Annotated in this window: 16 protein-coding genes; 11 read left to right on the top strand and 5 right to left on the bottom strand. The window is 70.4% G+C overall.

The features are described from left to right. Window positions 1-69 precede the first annotated feature (69 nt). Window positions 70-1551: a phosphatase PAP2 family protein gene (locus NYZ98_RS04520; RefSeq protein WP_262841186.1), complete on the top strand. Its 1482-nt coding sequence runs from the start codon at window positions 70-72 to the stop codon at window positions 1549-1551. A gap of 82 nt (window positions 1552-1633) precedes the next feature. Here the strand turns inward: NYZ98_RS04520 and NYZ98_RS04515 are convergent, their stop codons facing one another. From NYZ98_RS04515 to NYZ98_RS04505, 3 genes are all read right to left on the bottom strand, one after another. Then, window positions 1634-2596 carry a hypothetical protein gene (locus tag NYZ98_RS04515; RefSeq protein ID WP_262841185.1) on the bottom strand — a complete coding sequence of 321 codons (963 nt, stop codon included), beginning with the start codon at window positions 2594-2596 and terminating at the stop codon, window positions 1634-1636. A gap of 196 nt (window positions 2597-2792) precedes the next feature. Beyond that, entirely contained in the window at window positions 2793-3059 is a 267-nt protein-coding gene (locus tag NYZ98_RS04510) for a TFIIB-type zinc ribbon-containing protein (protein ID WP_262841184.1), read from the bottom strand. A 14-nt stretch (window positions 3060-3073) separates the two neighbouring features. After that, entirely contained in the window at window positions 3074-4132 is a 1059-nt protein-coding gene (locus NYZ98_RS04505; protein WP_262841183.1) for an aminoglycoside phosphotransferase/kinase family protein, read from the bottom strand. Window positions 4133-4168: 36 nt separating this feature from the next. On the opposite strand from NYZ98_RS04505, the gene NYZ98_RS04500 reads away from it, so the two are divergent. Then, complete coding sequence (locus tag NYZ98_RS04500) at window positions 4169-5077, top strand: TIGR03619 family F420-dependent LLM class oxidoreductase (RefSeq protein WP_262841182.1); 909 nt, start codon at window positions 4169-4171, stop codon at window positions 5075-5077. A gap of 29 nt (window positions 5078-5106) precedes the next feature. Here NYZ98_RS04500 and NYZ98_RS04495 read toward each other — a convergent pair whose 3' ends face one another. Beyond that, entirely contained in the window at window positions 5107-5889 is a 783-nt protein-coding gene (locus tag NYZ98_RS04495; RefSeq protein WP_262841181.1) for an aminotransferase class IV family protein, read from the bottom strand. 749 nt (window positions 5890-6638) lie between these two features. Here NYZ98_RS04495 and NYZ98_RS04490 point away from each other — a divergent pair. From NYZ98_RS04490 to NYZ98_RS04460, 7 genes are all read left to right on the top strand, one after another. Then, window positions 6639-7520, top strand: a complete 882-nt coding sequence (locus NYZ98_RS04490; protein ID WP_380706359.1) for a pentapeptide repeat-containing protein — start codon at window positions 6639-6641, stop codon at window positions 7518-7520. Between the two features lie 386 nt (window positions 7521-7906). Further along, complete coding sequence (locus NYZ98_RS04485) at window positions 7907-8785, top strand: helix-turn-helix domain-containing protein (protein WP_262841180.1); 879 nt, start codon at window positions 7907-7909, stop codon at window positions 8783-8785. After that, window positions 8782-9093 carry a DUF6247 family protein gene (locus NYZ98_RS04480; RefSeq protein ID WP_262841179.1) on the top strand — a complete coding sequence of 104 codons (312 nt, stop codon included), beginning with the start codon at window positions 8782-8784 and terminating at the stop codon, window positions 9091-9093. The genes NYZ98_RS04485 and NYZ98_RS04480 overlap by 4 nt, the downstream gene beginning before the upstream one ends. Next, on the top strand, window positions 9090-9338 hold the full coding sequence (locus NYZ98_RS04475; RefSeq protein ID WP_262841178.1) for a hypothetical protein: 249 nt from the start codon (window positions 9090-9092) through the stop codon (window positions 9336-9338). The genes NYZ98_RS04480 and NYZ98_RS04475 overlap by 4 nt, the downstream gene beginning before the upstream one ends. A gap of 1038 nt (window positions 9339-10376) precedes the next feature. Then, window positions 10377-10820 carry a nuclear transport factor 2 family protein gene (locus NYZ98_RS04470; protein ID WP_262841177.1) on the top strand — a complete coding sequence of 148 codons (444 nt, stop codon included), beginning with the start codon at window positions 10377-10379 and terminating at the stop codon, window positions 10818-10820. A gap of 81 nt (window positions 10821-10901) precedes the next feature. Next, window positions 10902-11684, top strand: coding sequence for an HAD-IIA family hydrolase (locus NYZ98_RS04465; protein ID WP_262841176.1), 783 nt, complete (start codon window positions 10902-10904; stop codon window positions 11682-11684). 39 nt (window positions 11685-11723) lie between these two features. Continuing rightward, window positions 11724-12362 carry a hypothetical protein gene (locus NYZ98_RS04460; protein ID WP_262841175.1) on the top strand — a complete coding sequence of 213 codons (639 nt, stop codon included), beginning with the start codon at window positions 11724-11726 and terminating at the stop codon, window positions 12360-12362. 167 nt (window positions 12363-12529) lie between these two features. On the opposite strand, the gene arfB is transcribed toward NYZ98_RS04460, so the two are convergent. Beyond that, complete coding sequence (gene arfB / locus NYZ98_RS04455; protein WP_262841174.1) at window positions 12530-12955, bottom strand: alternative ribosome rescue aminoacyl-tRNA hydrolase ArfB; 426 nt, start codon at window positions 12953-12955, stop codon at window positions 12530-12532. A gap of 298 nt (window positions 12956-13253) precedes the next feature. Here arfB and NYZ98_RS04450 point away from each other — a divergent pair, with 298 nt between their 5' ends. After that, window positions 13254-14276 carry a GPI inositol-deacylase gene (locus NYZ98_RS04450; RefSeq protein ID WP_262841173.1) on the top strand — a complete coding sequence of 341 codons (1023 nt, stop codon included), beginning with the start codon at window positions 13254-13256 and terminating at the stop codon, window positions 14274-14276. Window positions 14277-14296: 20 nt separating this feature from the next. Further along, the gene (locus NYZ98_RS04445; RefSeq protein WP_262841172.1) at window positions 14297-14893 is read left to right on the top strand and encodes an HAD family hydrolase; all 597 of its coding nucleotides are present in this window, start codon (window positions 14297-14299) and stop codon (window positions 14891-14893) included. Window positions 14894-14902 lie beyond the last annotated feature (9 nt).

Below are 14902 nucleotides of genomic sequence, written 5' to 3'. Positions count from 1 at the left end.
CGTGAACGTGTCCGTACTGATCCACCCGGGGGGCGACTGGGCGTCCGTTCCCTGGGCACTAACGAAGGCATGCGAAAGGCCACGGGCAACGTAACGAAGATCAAGAAGCGGCTCGGCATGCTCGACCGGCGCCTGTTCAGGTCAGTGGCCGACGCGCACTTCCCCGGGTTCGACCGTGTGCTGCCCCGCCTGTCGCGGGCCGCCGACAACTCGCTGCTGTGGGCCGGGGTCGCGGGCACGCTGGCGTTCACCGGGCGCAGGCAGATGCGGCGCGCGGCCACGCGCGGGCTCCTGGCGATCAGCCTGGCCAGTCCCGTGGTCAACCTGCTCGGCAAGCAGGCGTTCGCGCGCGCACGCCCATCCATCGTGGATTTCCCGCTGGCACGGCTCGGCAGGATCCCCCTGTCGCATTCCTTCCCGTCGGGCCACTCCGCCTCCGCCGCCGCGTTCGCCACCGCCGTGGCCATGGAGGCCCCGGCGAGGGTCTCGGTCCCCATCGCCGTCACCGCGGGCGCGGTCTGCTTCTCGCGCGTCTACACCGGCGTGCACTACCCGGGCGACGTGCTCGCCGGGATGGCGCTCGGCGTGACCGCCGCGCTGGTCACCAAGCGGCTGTGGCCCGGCCAGACCGTCATCGGCGAGGCGCGCGTCGCGATGACCGCGCCGCTGTACGACCTCGACCCCGACGGCGAGGGCGTCATCGCCGTCGTCAACAACGCGGCCGGACGCGACCCGAGCACCGCCGCCGCCGTACGCAAGGCGCTGCCGAACGCCGAGGTCGTCGAGGCCGAACCCGGGGACGACCTGATGAAGCGCCTCCAGGAGGCCGCCGGGCGCGCCAAGGTGCTCGCCGTCGCGGGCGGTGACGGGACGATGAACTGCGGCGCGCAGGCGGCGCTGGAGCACGGCGTCCCGCTGCTGCCCATCCCCGCCGGCACGCTCGACCACTTCGCCCGCACGCTCGGCCTGGAGACCATCGCCGAGGCGGTCGCCGCCTACCGTGCCGGGCACGTGGTCGCCGTCGACGTCGGCGAGGTCGGCGGGCGGGTCTTCCTGAACACGGCAAGCCTCGGCATCTACCCGCTGGTCGTGGACCGCAGGGAGGACTGGGAGGGCAAGATCGGGAAGTGGCCGGCGCTGGTGCTGGCCATGGCCGACGTGCTCATGCACAACCGCAGCCCTGAGGAGATGATGGTCGACGGCGTCCGGCGCCGGGTCTGGCTGCTGTTCGCCGGGAACTGCGCCTACGAGTCGCGGGGCGTGGCCCCGACGCGCAGGGAGCGGCTGGAGGACGGCGTGCTCGACATCCGGCTGCTCACCGCCGCATCGCGGCTGCCCCGCCTCAGGGCGATGTCGAGCACCATCCTCGGCGGGTTCGGCGTGTCACGCCACTACCACCAGTGGCGCGCGGACACCGTGCGGGTCGCGTCGGTCGCGGGGCCGGGCGCGGAGGTGCGCCTGGCCCGGGACGGCGAGACGTTCACCGCCCCCGGCCCGGTCGTCTTCGGCAAGCGCCCCCGCTCCCTGCTGGTCTTCCGCCCCGTCGACTAGACGGCACACCCACCTGCGGACCCAGGCGGGCCGACTGCTGGGTCGAGTGCGCGCAGGTGGTCTGCCGCCGGGGCGGTCTCGTTCAGGAAGGGAAGCTGTCTGGGTCGACCTCGCTGGTCTTGGCGTTGCCTCCGATGACCGGCTGCAGCGTGATCGTCCACGTGCTGAACTGGATGAGGGTGGCGCTGCGGATCGTACGGAACTTCACCGTGTCCTCGAACCTCTCGAACGAGCAGTTGCGCGTGAAGGCGCGCGCGCCCTTGTCCCAGTCGGTGCCACCGGTGAAGAAGATCTTGAACGTGCCGTCGGGGATGCCGCGGACGGTCGTCTTGCGGCCCTTGCGCACGTAGAAGCTGGTCAGCTTGGACTTGCCGCGCACCAGCGTCAGGACGGCGTCCGTCTTCCCGCCGTTGTCCACGGTCAGGCGCCCGTTGCCGCCCCGGTTGCCCGAGCGCAGGAAGGTGCCGTTCGCCGGCCGGCGGGTGCGCTCCTTGGGCGTCTTCACCTTCACGACGTTCGCCGGGTAGTCGCCCTTGGCCGCGAGGTCCCCGCCCGCCGACTTCGCGGCGCCGAAACCGTCCGCCTTGCCGAGCCTGGCGAGGACGGCGGAGGCGGTGCACAGCTTGCGGCCGTCCACCGAGTCGCGCAGGCCACCGAGGTCGTTGTCCAGATCGCGAAGCGCCGCGACGTAGTCGGAGTGCTCGGCCGTGATGTCGGCGGGCGGTGTCACCGTGCCGAGTTTCTCCACGGCGTCGGACACGGCGCTCTCGGCGCGCTTGAGGCGCTGGTTCAGTGACTTCAGCGAGCGCGACTTGGCGATGCCGCTGAGCGAGGACCCGACCGGCCCCGCCGCGGACTTGAGTGCCGCGCTGTACTCCTCGGGTGTCACCCCGGCGGGAACGGTCGACGCCGGGCTGACCGCCTCGGTCGGGTCGTCCGTGGAACCACCACCCGCCGTGGGCCGGGCGGGGTCACCACCGGAACTGCACGCGGCGAGCACGAAGGTCATGGCAAGCGCGGCGGGTAACCACCGGGGGGCGCTCATTTCGTCGATGATCGGGGAGAGCCGTTGACCTGTCAAGACGACCTGTACTGACCCCTGGCGAACAAACTGCCTGAATATCCGTATATCACCGCGTATCCCACCGCCTGTCCCCGCCTACCCGGCGTCCGGCGCCCTGTGCGGTGGCCGGCCGGTGGGCGTTCGGGCCGCACCGGCCGGTGGCAGGGGTGGTGACGGGTCAGCTGGAGAAGAGCATCCCGACCCAGCTGCGCTGGTGGTGGCCGCCGCGGTGGCCGCCGTGGTGCGGTGTGCCCCAGGCCGGTCCGCCGTGCGGGGCGGGCGGCGGGGAGGTGTACTGCTGCTGGGCCCACTGGCTCTCGACCCTGGACAGGGTTTCGAGCTCTCCGTAGTCCAGGAAGATGCCGCGGCAGTTCTCACACTGATCAATGTGGACGCCGTTGCGGTCGTAGGTCCGCATGGAACCCTGGCACTTCGGGCAACGCATCGAGTCGATCTCCTTCAGGTGGTCTGAGGTGACCCTGCTGTGGCGGCGGCGGCGCTGATTATCCTCCCGCAGGAGGAGACGAGGTCCTGCTCCACATCGTCCAGAGGCCGGCCCTCGGTGTGCGCCGCCGCCACAGCCGTGGCCGCCAACTGGACCGTCAACGCGCGAGCCGGCACGTCGAGTTCCCGCCACGGGTCCTCAGGTGACACGGCCGCGCCGCCGGCGCGGAGGTAGGCCGTCAGGAACCGCTCCCACAGGCCGGGCGCCAGGAAGCCGGTGGCGTACCAGGCGGCGGGCCGGGCCAGATCCCAGGCGGTGAGGCCGTCCCCCAGGTCGTCGACATCGATGAGCAGCCATTCGCCCTTGTATCTGACTATCTGTCCTAAGTGCCAGTCGCCGTGCGTCACCCTCCCGCCGACCGGCCCTGAGGACGACACGTACACCTCACGCCCGGCACCGGAGAGGTCGCGAGGCGGCGTCCCTGACAGGTCGCCAGGCGGTCTCCCGAATGAGTCGCTGGGCACCGTCCCGATCAGGTCGCGAGGCAGTGTCCCGAACGCCGCCTGGATGACGTCCACCGCACCGGTGTACGAGCCGTCGAGCGGCGACTCCGGCCCGCCGAGGCGGGACAGGTGGGTGACCGACTCGAGGAGCCTCGAAGGCCCGCCGGCCGGGGGCAGGGGGAGGCCGGTCGAGGGCACGGCGTGCAGCCGGGCGAGCAGTTCGGCGGCGGCCTCCCAGGGAGCCGCGTCCGGGTCGGCCGGATCGACCGGCTCGCCCGCCGGCCACATCGTGACCAGTCGTCCGCCGACGCGTTCCGCGCGTTCCGTCAGCGGCGGCAGCAGGATCCCGGGCAGCGTGCGCGCCACGCGGAGGCGGGCGTTCAGGGCCGCCTCGCCGGTGCCCTCGGGATGCGCCTTGACCACGACGCCGCCGCTGCGCACCACCGTCACCCGCGTCTGCTTGAGCACCCGCACACCGTCGCCGGCGCTCGCGGCCGCGTGAGTGGTGGCGAAACGGGCCAGGCGATCGGTCAGGGCGGCCGGCGACATTGCTTCGGGGCGGGCGGTCACCGATCCAATCTACGGGCGGGGCCCTAAGGTGGGGCCATGAAGATTGGCTTTGGGGTACCGGTCTCGGGGGCCTGGGCGACGCCCGCCAACATGCTCCTGATCGCCCGGCGGGCCGAGGAGCTCGGCTACGACTCGCTGTGGACCTTCCAGCGGCTCCTCTACCCGGTCGGCCACCCCATGGGCCCGGTGTACCGCAGCGTGCGCGACCCCATCGTCACCCTGTCGTTCCTCGCGGGCGTGACGAGCCGCATCCAGCTCGGCGTAGCGGTGCTCAACCTGCCGTACGTCTCCCCGGCGCTCCTGGCCAAGCAGCTCGCCACCCTGCAGGACGTCTCAGGCGGCCGGCTCGACGTGGGCCTCGGCCTCGGCTGGCTCCCGGAGGAGTTCACCGCCTCGGGGATGCCGATGGAGAGCAGGGGACGCAGGGCGGTGGAGTACCTCCAGGTGCTGCGCCGGCTCTGGAGCGAGGAGATCATCTCCCACAAGGGCGAGTTCTACGAGATCCCGCCGTCGTACCAGGATCCCAAGCCGCAGTCCGGGCCGCCGCCCCTGCTGCTCGGCGGCGCCGCCGAGGTGGCGCTCCGCCGCGCCGGGGAGCTCGCCGACGGCTGGATCAGCTCCAGCCGCACCGACCTGTCGACCATCCACGACCAGATCTCCATCATCAAGGACGCCGCCCGTGGAGCCGGGCGCGACCCCGACACGCTGCGGTTCATCTGCCGGGGGGTCACCAAGGTACGGGAGGCGGGGCTGCCCGACCGGCGCCCGCTGACCGGGTCGCTGGCGGAGATCCGGGCGGACGTCGACGCGCTCGCCGCCACCGGGCTCACCGAGCTGTTCCACGACCTCAACTTCGACCCGGAGATCAGCTCCCCGGACGCCGACCCCGCCGCCTCCCTGCTCCGCGCCGAAGAGGCCCTCGACGCCTTGGCCCCGAACGCCTGACGGGGCCGGCGGGTTTCAGGTCCGGAGGCTCAGATCCGGTCCCACGGGCGGCTGTCGTACGCCTGGTGGAGGGTCGCCATCAGCTCGGGGTCGGCCGTCATGCCGACGTCGCCGATCCGGCCGACGGACATCACCCCCCAGGAGTTCGTAAGGAACGCCGAACGCAGGGAGGGCACGTCGGCCAGCCGCACGGGCCCGCGACGCGTCGGGACGCCCATCTCGGCCAGTCCGCGCTCGACCAGCATCATGGTGATCCCGCTCAGCATCGGCGCGTCCGGCCAGACGACCGTGGTCCCGTCGAAGAACCCGACGTTGGTGATCGCCCCCTCCGCCACCGTCCCGTCGTGCGCGACGAGCAGGGCCTCGTCGAAACCGGCGCGCTCGGCCTCGCGCAGGAAGTACGACTGGCCGAAGCCGCCGAGGTGCTTGAGGTGCGCGGCCGGCCGCTGGTAGGGGGCGGGCCACAGCGACATCGGGTCGCGCGGAGGCTCGTTGGGGGGACGCACGGACACCAGCACACACGGCACCGGCAGGTCCGAACCGGTGTCGTCCCGGCCGAACACGTACACCCGCACCGACGCGTCGGCGTCGTCCGCCAGCGCGTGCCGGATGTGCCCGCGGACCAGGTCGCCGTCGAGCCCCTGGTCGAACAGCTCCTTGTTCGCCGCGTCCAGCCGCTCCAGGTGCAGCGCCAGCCCTCTGACCTTCCTGTCGCGCACCTGCATGGCGGTGAAGTGACCGAAGTTGCGCAGAGCAAGGTACCGAAGCAGGTCGACCGTCGGCGGCCCCCCATTGATCTCAATTCTCTCCACCCCCCAAAACCTACTCCAACCCCCCCAAACACGACCCGGCCTGAGGACTGGCAGCGACTCCCGTCGGAATCATGCGTGCTGGTCGTGTGAGGGTTTGGTCGGTGGGTGTGGTGGTGTTGCCCGCCCGTTGCTGGGTTGGGTGGGCGAGTAGGTGTTGCCCACCCGACCCCGTGTCGTGCTGGGGGCGGTGGGTGGCTTAGGGCTCTAGCCGGGTCGTGGGCTTGGGCGCTGGGCGGACGGCGCGGCGAGCCGTGTGAAGAACAAGCCACAGGGCCCACCACCCGGGAGGGATGAATGTGCGGCGTCCCAGGTCTACCAGTGGCGGTTATAAGTGGGCGGCGATCCCGTCGGGTCCCCGGTAATCCACGATCCCGGCCCGGGTGCGGGGCTGGGAGGAGGATCCCCACAGCCCTCGTGGTGGGGTGGTGGCGGGCGTCCGCGTCGGGGTAGCGCGTGATCTGCCGTCTGAACCGGGGGGTCTTGGGTGGGCATCGACGACTGGCTCGGGCCCAGCAGAGGGCGCCCGCCCGAAGTCCGAGAGGTCGTGGTGAAGGCGATGTGGATCACAACGCGAATTCTCCGGCGAGACCTCCTTCGGCTCCGCCGAGACCCCTTCGGCCTCCCGGTCCGGCCCGCAGTGTCTCTCTGGTGGGCCCTGTCCGAACCATGCCAGCGGTTCCTGGGACAATGGGTCGTCCCAAGCACCACCGCTGACGTGGCGGCTCATCCGAAGCGGAGATCACGAGACGTTGCCCCAGAAACGCGAGGCCCCGGCCCAGAAACGCGAGGCCGCACTCCCGGCCCATGAGCGCGAGGCCGCGTCCCCTGAGCGCGATCGTCTCGGGCTGCGGGCCGAGTGTGGCGACTGCTTCGGCCTCTGCTGCGTCGCGCTGCCCTTCGCGGCCTCGGCTGACTTCGCGATCACCAAGGAATCCGGAAAGCCCTGCCCCAACCTTCAGACGGACTTCCGCTGCGGCATCCACACCGACCTGAGGCGGAAGGGCTTCTCCGGCTGCGTCGTCTTCGACTGCTTCGGCGCCGGGCAGAAGGTCTCCCAGATCACCTTCGAGGCCCAGGACTGGCGGCAGGGCCCGCACGTCGCCCGGGAGATGTTCGACGTGTTCCCCGTCATGCGGCAGCTCCACGAACTCCTCTGGTACCTGACCGAGGCCCTCGCCCTGCCGGCGGCCCGTCCCGTCCACGCCGACCTGCGCACGGCACTGGACCGGACCGAACGCCTCACCCTCAGCACCTCCCAGGAACTCGCCGGACTGGATGTGGCCGCCCACCGGAGCGATGTCAGCACCTTGCTGCTGCGCGCCAGCGAACTCGTCCGGGCAAGGATCCCCGGACGGAAGCGGAACCACAGGGGGGCCGACCTCATCGGCGCCGATCTGAAGGGCGCCGGCCTGCGCGGCGCCAACCTCCGCGGGGCCCTCCTCATCGCCGCCGACCTCACGAATGCCGACCTGCGTTCGGCGGACCTCATCGGCGCCGACCTCCGGGACGCCGACCTGAGCGGAGCCGACCTGACCGGCGCCCTCTTCCTCACCCAGTCCCAGCTCACCGCCGCCAAGGGCACCTCCACCACCACCCTCTCCCCACCCCTCACCCATCCCACCCACTGGTAACCCACTTCCCCGGCCACTCGGGGCCGGGGAAACTCATGGAGCAGGATCGGAAAGCAGAGTCGGCGGATGACACGCCGAATGGAGCGGAGGCACAAGACGACGCTTCGGCCGCGTGGGCTCGGCGGTGATCGGGGTTTGAGCTGCGCTTTACGGTGATCCGGGTTGGTCATAGAGCGCTAGCATGCAGCTCAGGTCGCTGTAAGGGACCGTCCAATCACATAGAGCGGGCCCGTCGGGTGGTTGCACACCTGACAGGCCCTTGATCTCGCACCTGACGTAACCAGGAGGAGACCCATGGGCACGATACCGGCTGCCCCGGTACTTAGCGCGTTTCTAGCGAGCGCCGCGTGAATCGCGAATGGGTGAGCGCTCGCGCGGTGGCATGGGTGATCCACGACGCTCCCGTTCCGGTCGACCTCGCCTTCACGCTGACGGTGATCGCCGCACGCTGCGACGAGCACGGCCGTGGGTCATACCAGGCCATTGCCACCATCGCGACGCTCACCGGGAAGTCCGCCGATCAGGTACGCCGGGACATCAAGCGCCTCGTCGCCTTGGGCCTGCTGACGATGGGCGACCAGACGCTCGCGGATCATCTGCCGGAGGGCAAACGCCCGGTGGTCTATGACGTGTGCTTGCACATCAAGGGGCCGAAACCGGTCAGGGAGTCGCGGAACAAGGGCGGCGGCAGAAAGCTCGTTGAGACCAGCCCTCCCACGGACGGGACCCCTGGCATGGATGCAAGGGGTGGCATGGATGCAAGGGGTGGCATGGATGCAAGGGGTGGCATGGAAGCCCCCTCTACCCCTTGCATCCATGCCGCCTCCACCCCTTGCATGGATGCCACCCAAAAAGAGCCTTTGAACAACCCCTTGAACAACTTCTCTCTCGCGGGCGCGGGCCCGGCCATAGTCGAGAGAGAGAACGATCTTGACCCCTTCTCGAAGCAGCTCATGGTCGAGCACGAGGCGACCGCTGACGAGGTGGCTTCGATTCTCGGTGACGTTCGGCGTGAAGGGCGCGTCCACAGTGTGCCCGCCTGGGCAGGTAGCGCTGCGGGCCGCGCGGACTTCGCTATGCGACTCTCCGAACTCCGGCGCGGGACCATCGTTGTAGCGCCCCGGCCCCTCTGCCCGGAGTGTGTCGGCGGATGGGTCGGCGAGGATGACGACGGCCGCCCCCGCCCCTGCTGGCACTGCCGGGGGCATCTGAGGCCTCCGTTCGCCGTGCGTCACCGCGAACCCCGGCTTATCCTGAGGGCATGAGCGCCCAGCCCGTGCACCACGAGGACCCGCATGACCCCGAGGTCATCCTGCGCGACCTCCCCGCACGCGAGCGGGACGAGTTCCTCCGCCAGTACCACGAGGCCGTCGACGGCGCGCACGAGCCGTCCGGCTACCGACGGCTCCAGCGCGTGCTCCGCCACTGGAGCCTGGTGGTCATCGCCACCAACCAGCCGGGGTACTACGAGAATCTGGAGGCCGTGCAGAACGGCACCGCCCTCACCGTCCCCATCGAGGACGCCATTCCGGACTGGGAGGCACGGGTCGCCGCCGCCCGGGCCAATAGGTGATCTACCGGGCAGAGCTCAGCGTCAAAGCCCTCGGCCAGCTCAGCGGATTCCCGCCGAGCGCGATGGACGCCCTTATCGAGGCACTGTCCTGGGTCATCGAGTACCCGGCCGACCCGTTGCGCACATTCCCCACGACCGACCCCTACGTCCGTAGCGCGGAATTCGGCGGCGCCGGCCTGGTGACCTACCGGATCGACGACGCCGCGTATCTGGTGACCGTGGCTGACGTGACCGGGGTCGGCTGACGGTCCATCAGTTCGGGTGGCGTGGCAGTGGCGGCGGGCATCACGGAGCGCGGCCTAGCGCACCTGCGCGGGATCCTCTGGGCCGGGTGAGGCTGGCGCCGGAAGGCCAAGGCGTCTCGGGCTCTCGCGTCCTGGGATCAATCCCGGTGTCAGCTCGACCCCGTCACGGAGCGGGGCTGCAAGGCTGGGTGGGCAACACCCGCTGGCCCACCCAAGCCGGTGCCGGGTGGGGAGCTTCGACAAGCCCACCGACCAGCAGCCGACACGACCGGTACGTTTCGGCGCGGCCGTTCTGCCATTGGTGATGTGGACGTGGCTTTCGGGGTCAGGATTTCGGAGCGGCGGGATGAGGCGTTCGTGCGGCCCGAGCTGTTTCCCGGCGAGCAGGACCAAGGGGGTTGGGTGTGTAGGCCCGTGATCCGAACCGCTGTCCCTGGCTGGGCTTGGGGTTGAGTGGACGGTCCGTGTCCCGGGCCCGCCGCGCCTGGCAGGGCGGGGTTGGGTGGGCAACACCCGCTGGCCCACCCAAGCCGGTGCCGGGTGGGGAGCTTCGACAAGCCCACCGACCAGCAGCCGACGCGACCGGTACGTTTCGGCGCGGCCGTTCTGCCATTGGTGATGTGGACGTGGCTTTCGGGGTCAGGATTTCGGAGCGGCGGGATGAGGCGTTCGTGCGGCCCGAGCTGTTTCCCGGCGAGCAGGACCAAGGGGGTTGGGTGTGTAGGCCCGTGATCCGAACCGCTGTCCCTGGCTGGGCTTGGGGTTGGGTGGATGGCCCGTGTCCCGGCCCGCCGCGCCTGGCAGGGCGGGGGTTGGGTGGGCAAGACCTGCTGGCCCACCCAAGCCGGTGCCGGGTGGGGGGCGCCGCCAAGCCCACCGACCAGCAGCCGACACGACCAGCACGCTCCGATCTGATCAGCGCGCTTCGACCTGGACGTTCTCCCGGTGCAGTGATCTGGGCTGGTCTTTCGAACCAGGATTTTGGAGTGGTGGGGTTGGAGGGTCGAGAATGTAGCAAGCGTTTGGTTGGATGTGGGGATGAGCGCCTTGACCGAGACCGCCGATCGGCTGGAGATCGCCGAGATCCTCGCCCGGTACGCGTACGCCGTGGACAGCGGCGAGTGGGACCGGCTCGACACCGTCTTCACCGAGGACGCGGTGATCGACTACACCTCGGCCGGAGGGATCAAGGGGCCGAAGGAGGAGGCGAAGGCGTGGCTGGCGGACGTCCTGCGGCACTGGCCGGGCCGCCTGCACCTCATCGGCGCGATGTCGATCCGCTTCGAGGGCGAGGCGGGTGACGAGGCCGTCGTCGCGGCGGCCTTCGCCGACACGCTGTCCCCCTCGCGCGAGGCCATCCCCGCCGATACCACCGGCCTGATCCAGGGCGGCGGCTGGTACCACCATCGCATGGTCCGCACGTCCTCGGGCTGGCGGAGCAGGGAGCTGGTGGAGGAGCAGACCTGGCGCACGATGCGGTGATCCGGGGGGAGCGCTGGGCGTGGAGGGGCCGGGCACCTGTCATTCTGGTGGTAAAGACAAGGTGTCGAACGTTGGAGAACGGTGAACGAGCCCAAGCCGATCGAGTGCTGGCTGTCCGACATGGACGGCGTCCTCGTCCACGAGGGAAGCCCCGTCCCCGGAGCCGACCAGTTCATCCGCAAACTGCGTGATTCGGGCAGACGCTTCCTGGTCCTGACCAACAACTCCATCTACACCCCGCGCGACCTGTCCGTACGGCTGCGCGCCGCCGGGCTCGAAGTGCCGCCCGAGGCGATCTGGACCTCGGCGCTGGCCACGGCGCGGTTCCTCGACGACCAGCGCCCCGGCGGCTCGGCGTACGTCATCGGGGAGGCGGGCCTGACCACCGCCCTGCACGAGTCGGGATACATCCTGACCGACACCGATCCCGACTACGTCGTGCTGGGGGAGACCCGCACCTACAGCTTCACGGCCATCACCAAGGCCATCCGGCTCATCGACTCGGGCAGCCGGTTCATCGCGACCAACCCCGACGCGGTCGGCCCGTCCAACGAGGGTTCCCTGCCCGCGTGCGGCGCCGTCGCGGCGATGATCACCAAGGCCACGGGGGTGGAGCCGTACTTCGTCGGCAAGCCCAACCCGATGATGATGCGCAGCGCGCTGAACGCCATCGACGGCCACAGCGAGAGCACCGCCATGATCGGTGACCGGATGGACACCGACATCGTGTCGGGCATGGAGGCCGGCCTGCACACGATCCTGGTGCTGACCGGGGTGACCAGCGAGGGCCAGATCGACCGCTACCCGTTCAGGCCGTCCCGCGTGGTGCAGTCCGTCGCCGATCTCATCGACCTCGTCGAATAGCCGACACACCCTGTCAGGTACCCGAGGGAGGATGAGGACATGACAGACGTCTATCTGGAGATCGGCCGTAAGAAGGTCTTCGCCTGCTCGTACGACTGGCCGGGGTGGTGCCGGACCGCCAAGACCGAGGAGGCGGCCCTGGAGGCCCTGGCCGAGTACGCCGACCGCTACCAGGTGATCGCCGAACGGGCCGGTCTGCCGTTCGAGCCCGGCACGTTCAGTGTGATCGAGCGGCCCGCCGGTGACTCCACCACCGACTTCGGCGCCCCCTCGGCGATCCCCGAGGTCGACGCGCGCCCGGTGGACCAGGAGGTGGCCGACCGGGCGACCGCGCTGGTCAGGGCCTCGTGGGACGTCTTCGACGAGGTGGCGGGCGACTCTCCCGAGGAGCTGCGCAAGGGCCCGCGCGGCGGCGGCAGGGACCGCGACAAGATGGTCGGGCACGTCAAGGAGGCCGAGCGGGCGTACGCGCGCAAGATGGGGGTGCGCCATCCGCCGTTCGACATCGACGACCGCACGGCGCGGACCGCGCTGCGCGACGAGATCATCGAGGTGCTGGGCAGGCCGTCGGACGGCGCGCCGCTCACGCCGAACGGCTGGCCGGCGCGGTACGCGGCCCGGCGCATCGCGTGGCACGTGATCGACCACATCTGGGAGATGCAGGACCGCCGCACCTGAACACGACCCACGCAACCCGGGACACGACCCACCGCGACCCGGGACACGGCCGCCTCACTCGGGAGACGACCACGGCAACCCGGGACACGACCGCCGTACCGGGACCGCTGTACCAGGACCGTCGTATGACCCGCCGCACCGGACCCGTCGTACCCGAGCCGGGAACGTCAGGAGTCGTCGGTGCGGCGCATGCGCTTGATGCCCGAGCGGTGCTTCTTGGCCGTCAGGCGCCGCTCGACCGCCCCCCGGGACGGCTTCGTCGCGCGGCGTTTCCGCGGCGGCGGGGCGATGGCCTGGTCGATGAGCTGCGTCAGCCGGACCCGGGCGGCCTCACGGTTGCGAAGCTGGGAGCGGTACTCCGAGGCGGCGATCGTGATCACCCCGTCGACCAGCCTCGGGCCGAGGCGCTCCAGCGCGCGGTCCTTGAGCGGCTGCGGGATCGACTCGGTGGCCTGGAGGTCGAAGCTCAGCTCGACGCGGCTGTCGGTGGTGTTGACCCCCTGGCCGCCGGGCCCGGAGGAACGCGAGAAACGCCAGCTGAGCTCGGCCTCGGGGATGGCGACCGAGCCTCGGACGTGCAGCGGACCGGGCATGCCACCAGGGTAGCCGCAGGGCCCCGCCCCTGATCAACCGATTTGTTCGCCGACCTCGGACAAGACCCGAGGAGACCGCCTCCGGCAAGTCCCCCGAGCGGACCTCCGACGAGCCGCCCAAGAAGACCTCCGAGAAGACCTCCGAGAAGACCCGAAGGAGACGACCGAAGGAGGCCCCGAGAGGTCCGTGGGGCGGCGTTGGCGCGGGAATGCGGCGGCCGGAGGCGGCTTGCCGCTGGGCGACTGTCTTGTTCCGTAGTCGTGCGCCGACTTGTGGTGATCGTCCGGCTCGGGCAAAGTGTCCCTGTTCGCGAGTCGGGCGTCAGCCGTACCCGAGTACGCCGAGTACGCCGAGTACGCCGAGTACGCCGAGTACGCCGAGTACGCCGAGTACGCCGAGTACGCCGAGTACGCCGAGTACGCCGAGTACGCCGAGTACGCCGAGTACGCCGAGCATTCCGGGAGGCCACGGGTGGCGGGGATCGTGGGGGTTCACGGCATCGGGAAGTACCGCTACTTCCAGGCCGCCGGTTCGGCGACGGGCGCGGCGGAGGTGATGCGGGCGAAGTGGGACCGTTACCTGCACGCCGGCCTGGCCGCGGGCGTCCCGTACGCGGGCGAGTCGTACGTCAGCGAGGTGGCCTACTACGCCCACCTGCTCCGCAAGGAGAAGCCCTCCGCGACCAAGAGGGACCTGCGGAAGATGGACTCGGCCTCCCAGCTCGTGCTGGCGGACTGGATGGAGCAGCTGGGCGGGGCGGGCGCCGCGGGGGAGACGCTGACCGGGCTGATCCATCGGTTCGCCGAATGGCTGCTCCTGCGCCTCGGCCCGCACGCCAAGAACTTCGCCGAGGACTTCTGCCCCGAGGTCGCCGCGTACTTCGCGAGCGCGGACGCGGCGGCACGCGTCGGGGCGCGGGACGCCGTCGCCGACGTGATCCGCCGCAACCGGCCCCGGGTCGTCATCGCCCACTCGCTGGGCAGCGTCGTCGCCTACGAGGCGCTGTGGGCGCACCCCGATCTGTCGGTTGACCTGCTGATCACGCTCGGCAGCCCGCTGGCGATGCGCGGGGTCGTCTTCGAGCGGCTCCAGCCGCTGCCGCGCGCGGGCCGCGGCCGGTGCCCGCACGGGGTGCGGCAGTGGGTGAACATCGCCGACAAGGACGACATCGCCGCCATTCCGGGTGCGCTGAAGAGCTGTTTCGACGGGGTGTTCCGCGACGAGAAGGTCAACATCGACTGGGCCGACTTCCATACGGTGCGTAACTACCTGGGCTGCGGTGCGATCAACGAATACGTGGAGCCGTTCCTCAAGGCCTGATGTTCGGTAATATCGCGATCATGAAATGGGTGCTGTTCGACTACGGCGAGGTCCTGTCCCACGCCCAGCCCGAGACCGACAGGGGACGGCTGGTCGAGGCCGGCGGCATCGGCTCCGACCTGTTCTGGCAGGGCTACTGGGGGCATCGGCTGGAGTTCGACCGGGGCACCCTCACGGCGGGCGCGTACTGGTCGGAGGTGCTGGACCGGCGGGCGAGCGACGCCGAGGTGGCGCGCCTGGTCGCGCTGGATGTGGCGAGCTGGAGTCATCCGAACGAGGACGCCGTGTCGGTGATGAAGGAGGTCAGCGACGCGGGCCATCCGGTGGCGCTGCTGTCGAACGCCCCGATCTGCCTGGCCGAGGGCGTCGACAGGCTGCCCTGGATCCAGACCATGGACGCCCGTTTCTACAGCGGCCACATGGGCGTGGTGAAGCCCGACGCCGAGATCTACCTCAGGGTGGCGTCGGGGCTCGGCGCCCGGCCGGACGACTTCGTGTTCGTCGACGACCGCATGGTGAACGTCAACGGCGCCGAGTCCGCCGGGATGTCGGCCGTCCACTTCCGTGACGCCGAAACCCTGCGGAGCGGGCTGGAGGCGGCCCTGGCGACGGGGTGACGCCGCACG

Source organism: Sphaerisporangium corydalis (assembly GCF_025506355.1).
GTDB classification, from domain to species: Bacteria; Actinomycetota; Actinomycetes; order Streptosporangiales; family Streptosporangiaceae; genus Sphaerisporangium; species Sphaerisporangium corydalis.
This window is presented reverse-complemented; position numbering and strand designations above follow the sequence as displayed.

What these genes read in the sequence shown, in the direction of transcription:
- NYZ98_RS04470 (WP_262841177.1), top strand. Translation starts at nt 10,377, where the DNA reads ATGAGCGCCTTGACCGAGACCGCCGATCGGCTGGAGATCGCCGAGATC.
- NYZ98_RS04460 (WP_262841175.1), top strand. Translation starts at nt 11,724, where the DNA reads ATGACAGACGTCTATCTGGAGATCGGCCGTAAGAAGGTCTTCGCCTGC.
- arfB (WP_262841174.1), bottom strand. Translation starts at nt 12,955, where the DNA reads ATGCCCGGTCCGCTGCACGTCCGAGGCTCGGTCGCCATCCCCGAGGCC.
- NYZ98_RS04445 (WP_262841172.1), top strand. Translation starts at nt 14,297, where the DNA reads ATGAAATGGGTGCTGTTCGACTACGGCGAGGTCCTGTCCCACGCCCAG.
- NYZ98_RS04500 (WP_262841182.1), top strand. Translation starts at nt 4,169, where the DNA reads ATGAAGATTGGCTTTGGGGTACCGGTCTCGGGGGCCTGGGCGACGCCC.
- NYZ98_RS04510 (WP_262841184.1), bottom strand. Translation starts at nt 3,059, where the DNA reads ATGCGTTGCCCGAAGTGCCAGGGTTCCATGCGGACCTACGACCGCAAC.
- NYZ98_RS04480 (WP_262841179.1), top strand. Translation starts at nt 8,782, where the DNA reads ATGAGCGCCCAGCCCGTGCACCACGAGGACCCGCATGACCCCGAGGTC.
- NYZ98_RS04520 (WP_262841186.1), top strand. Translation starts at nt 70, where the DNA reads ATGCGAAAGGCCACGGGCAACGTAACGAAGATCAAGAAGCGGCTCGGC.
- NYZ98_RS04515 (WP_262841185.1), bottom strand. Translation starts at nt 2,596, where the DNA reads ATGAGCGCCCCCCGGTGGTTACCCGCCGCGCTTGCCATGACCTTCGTG.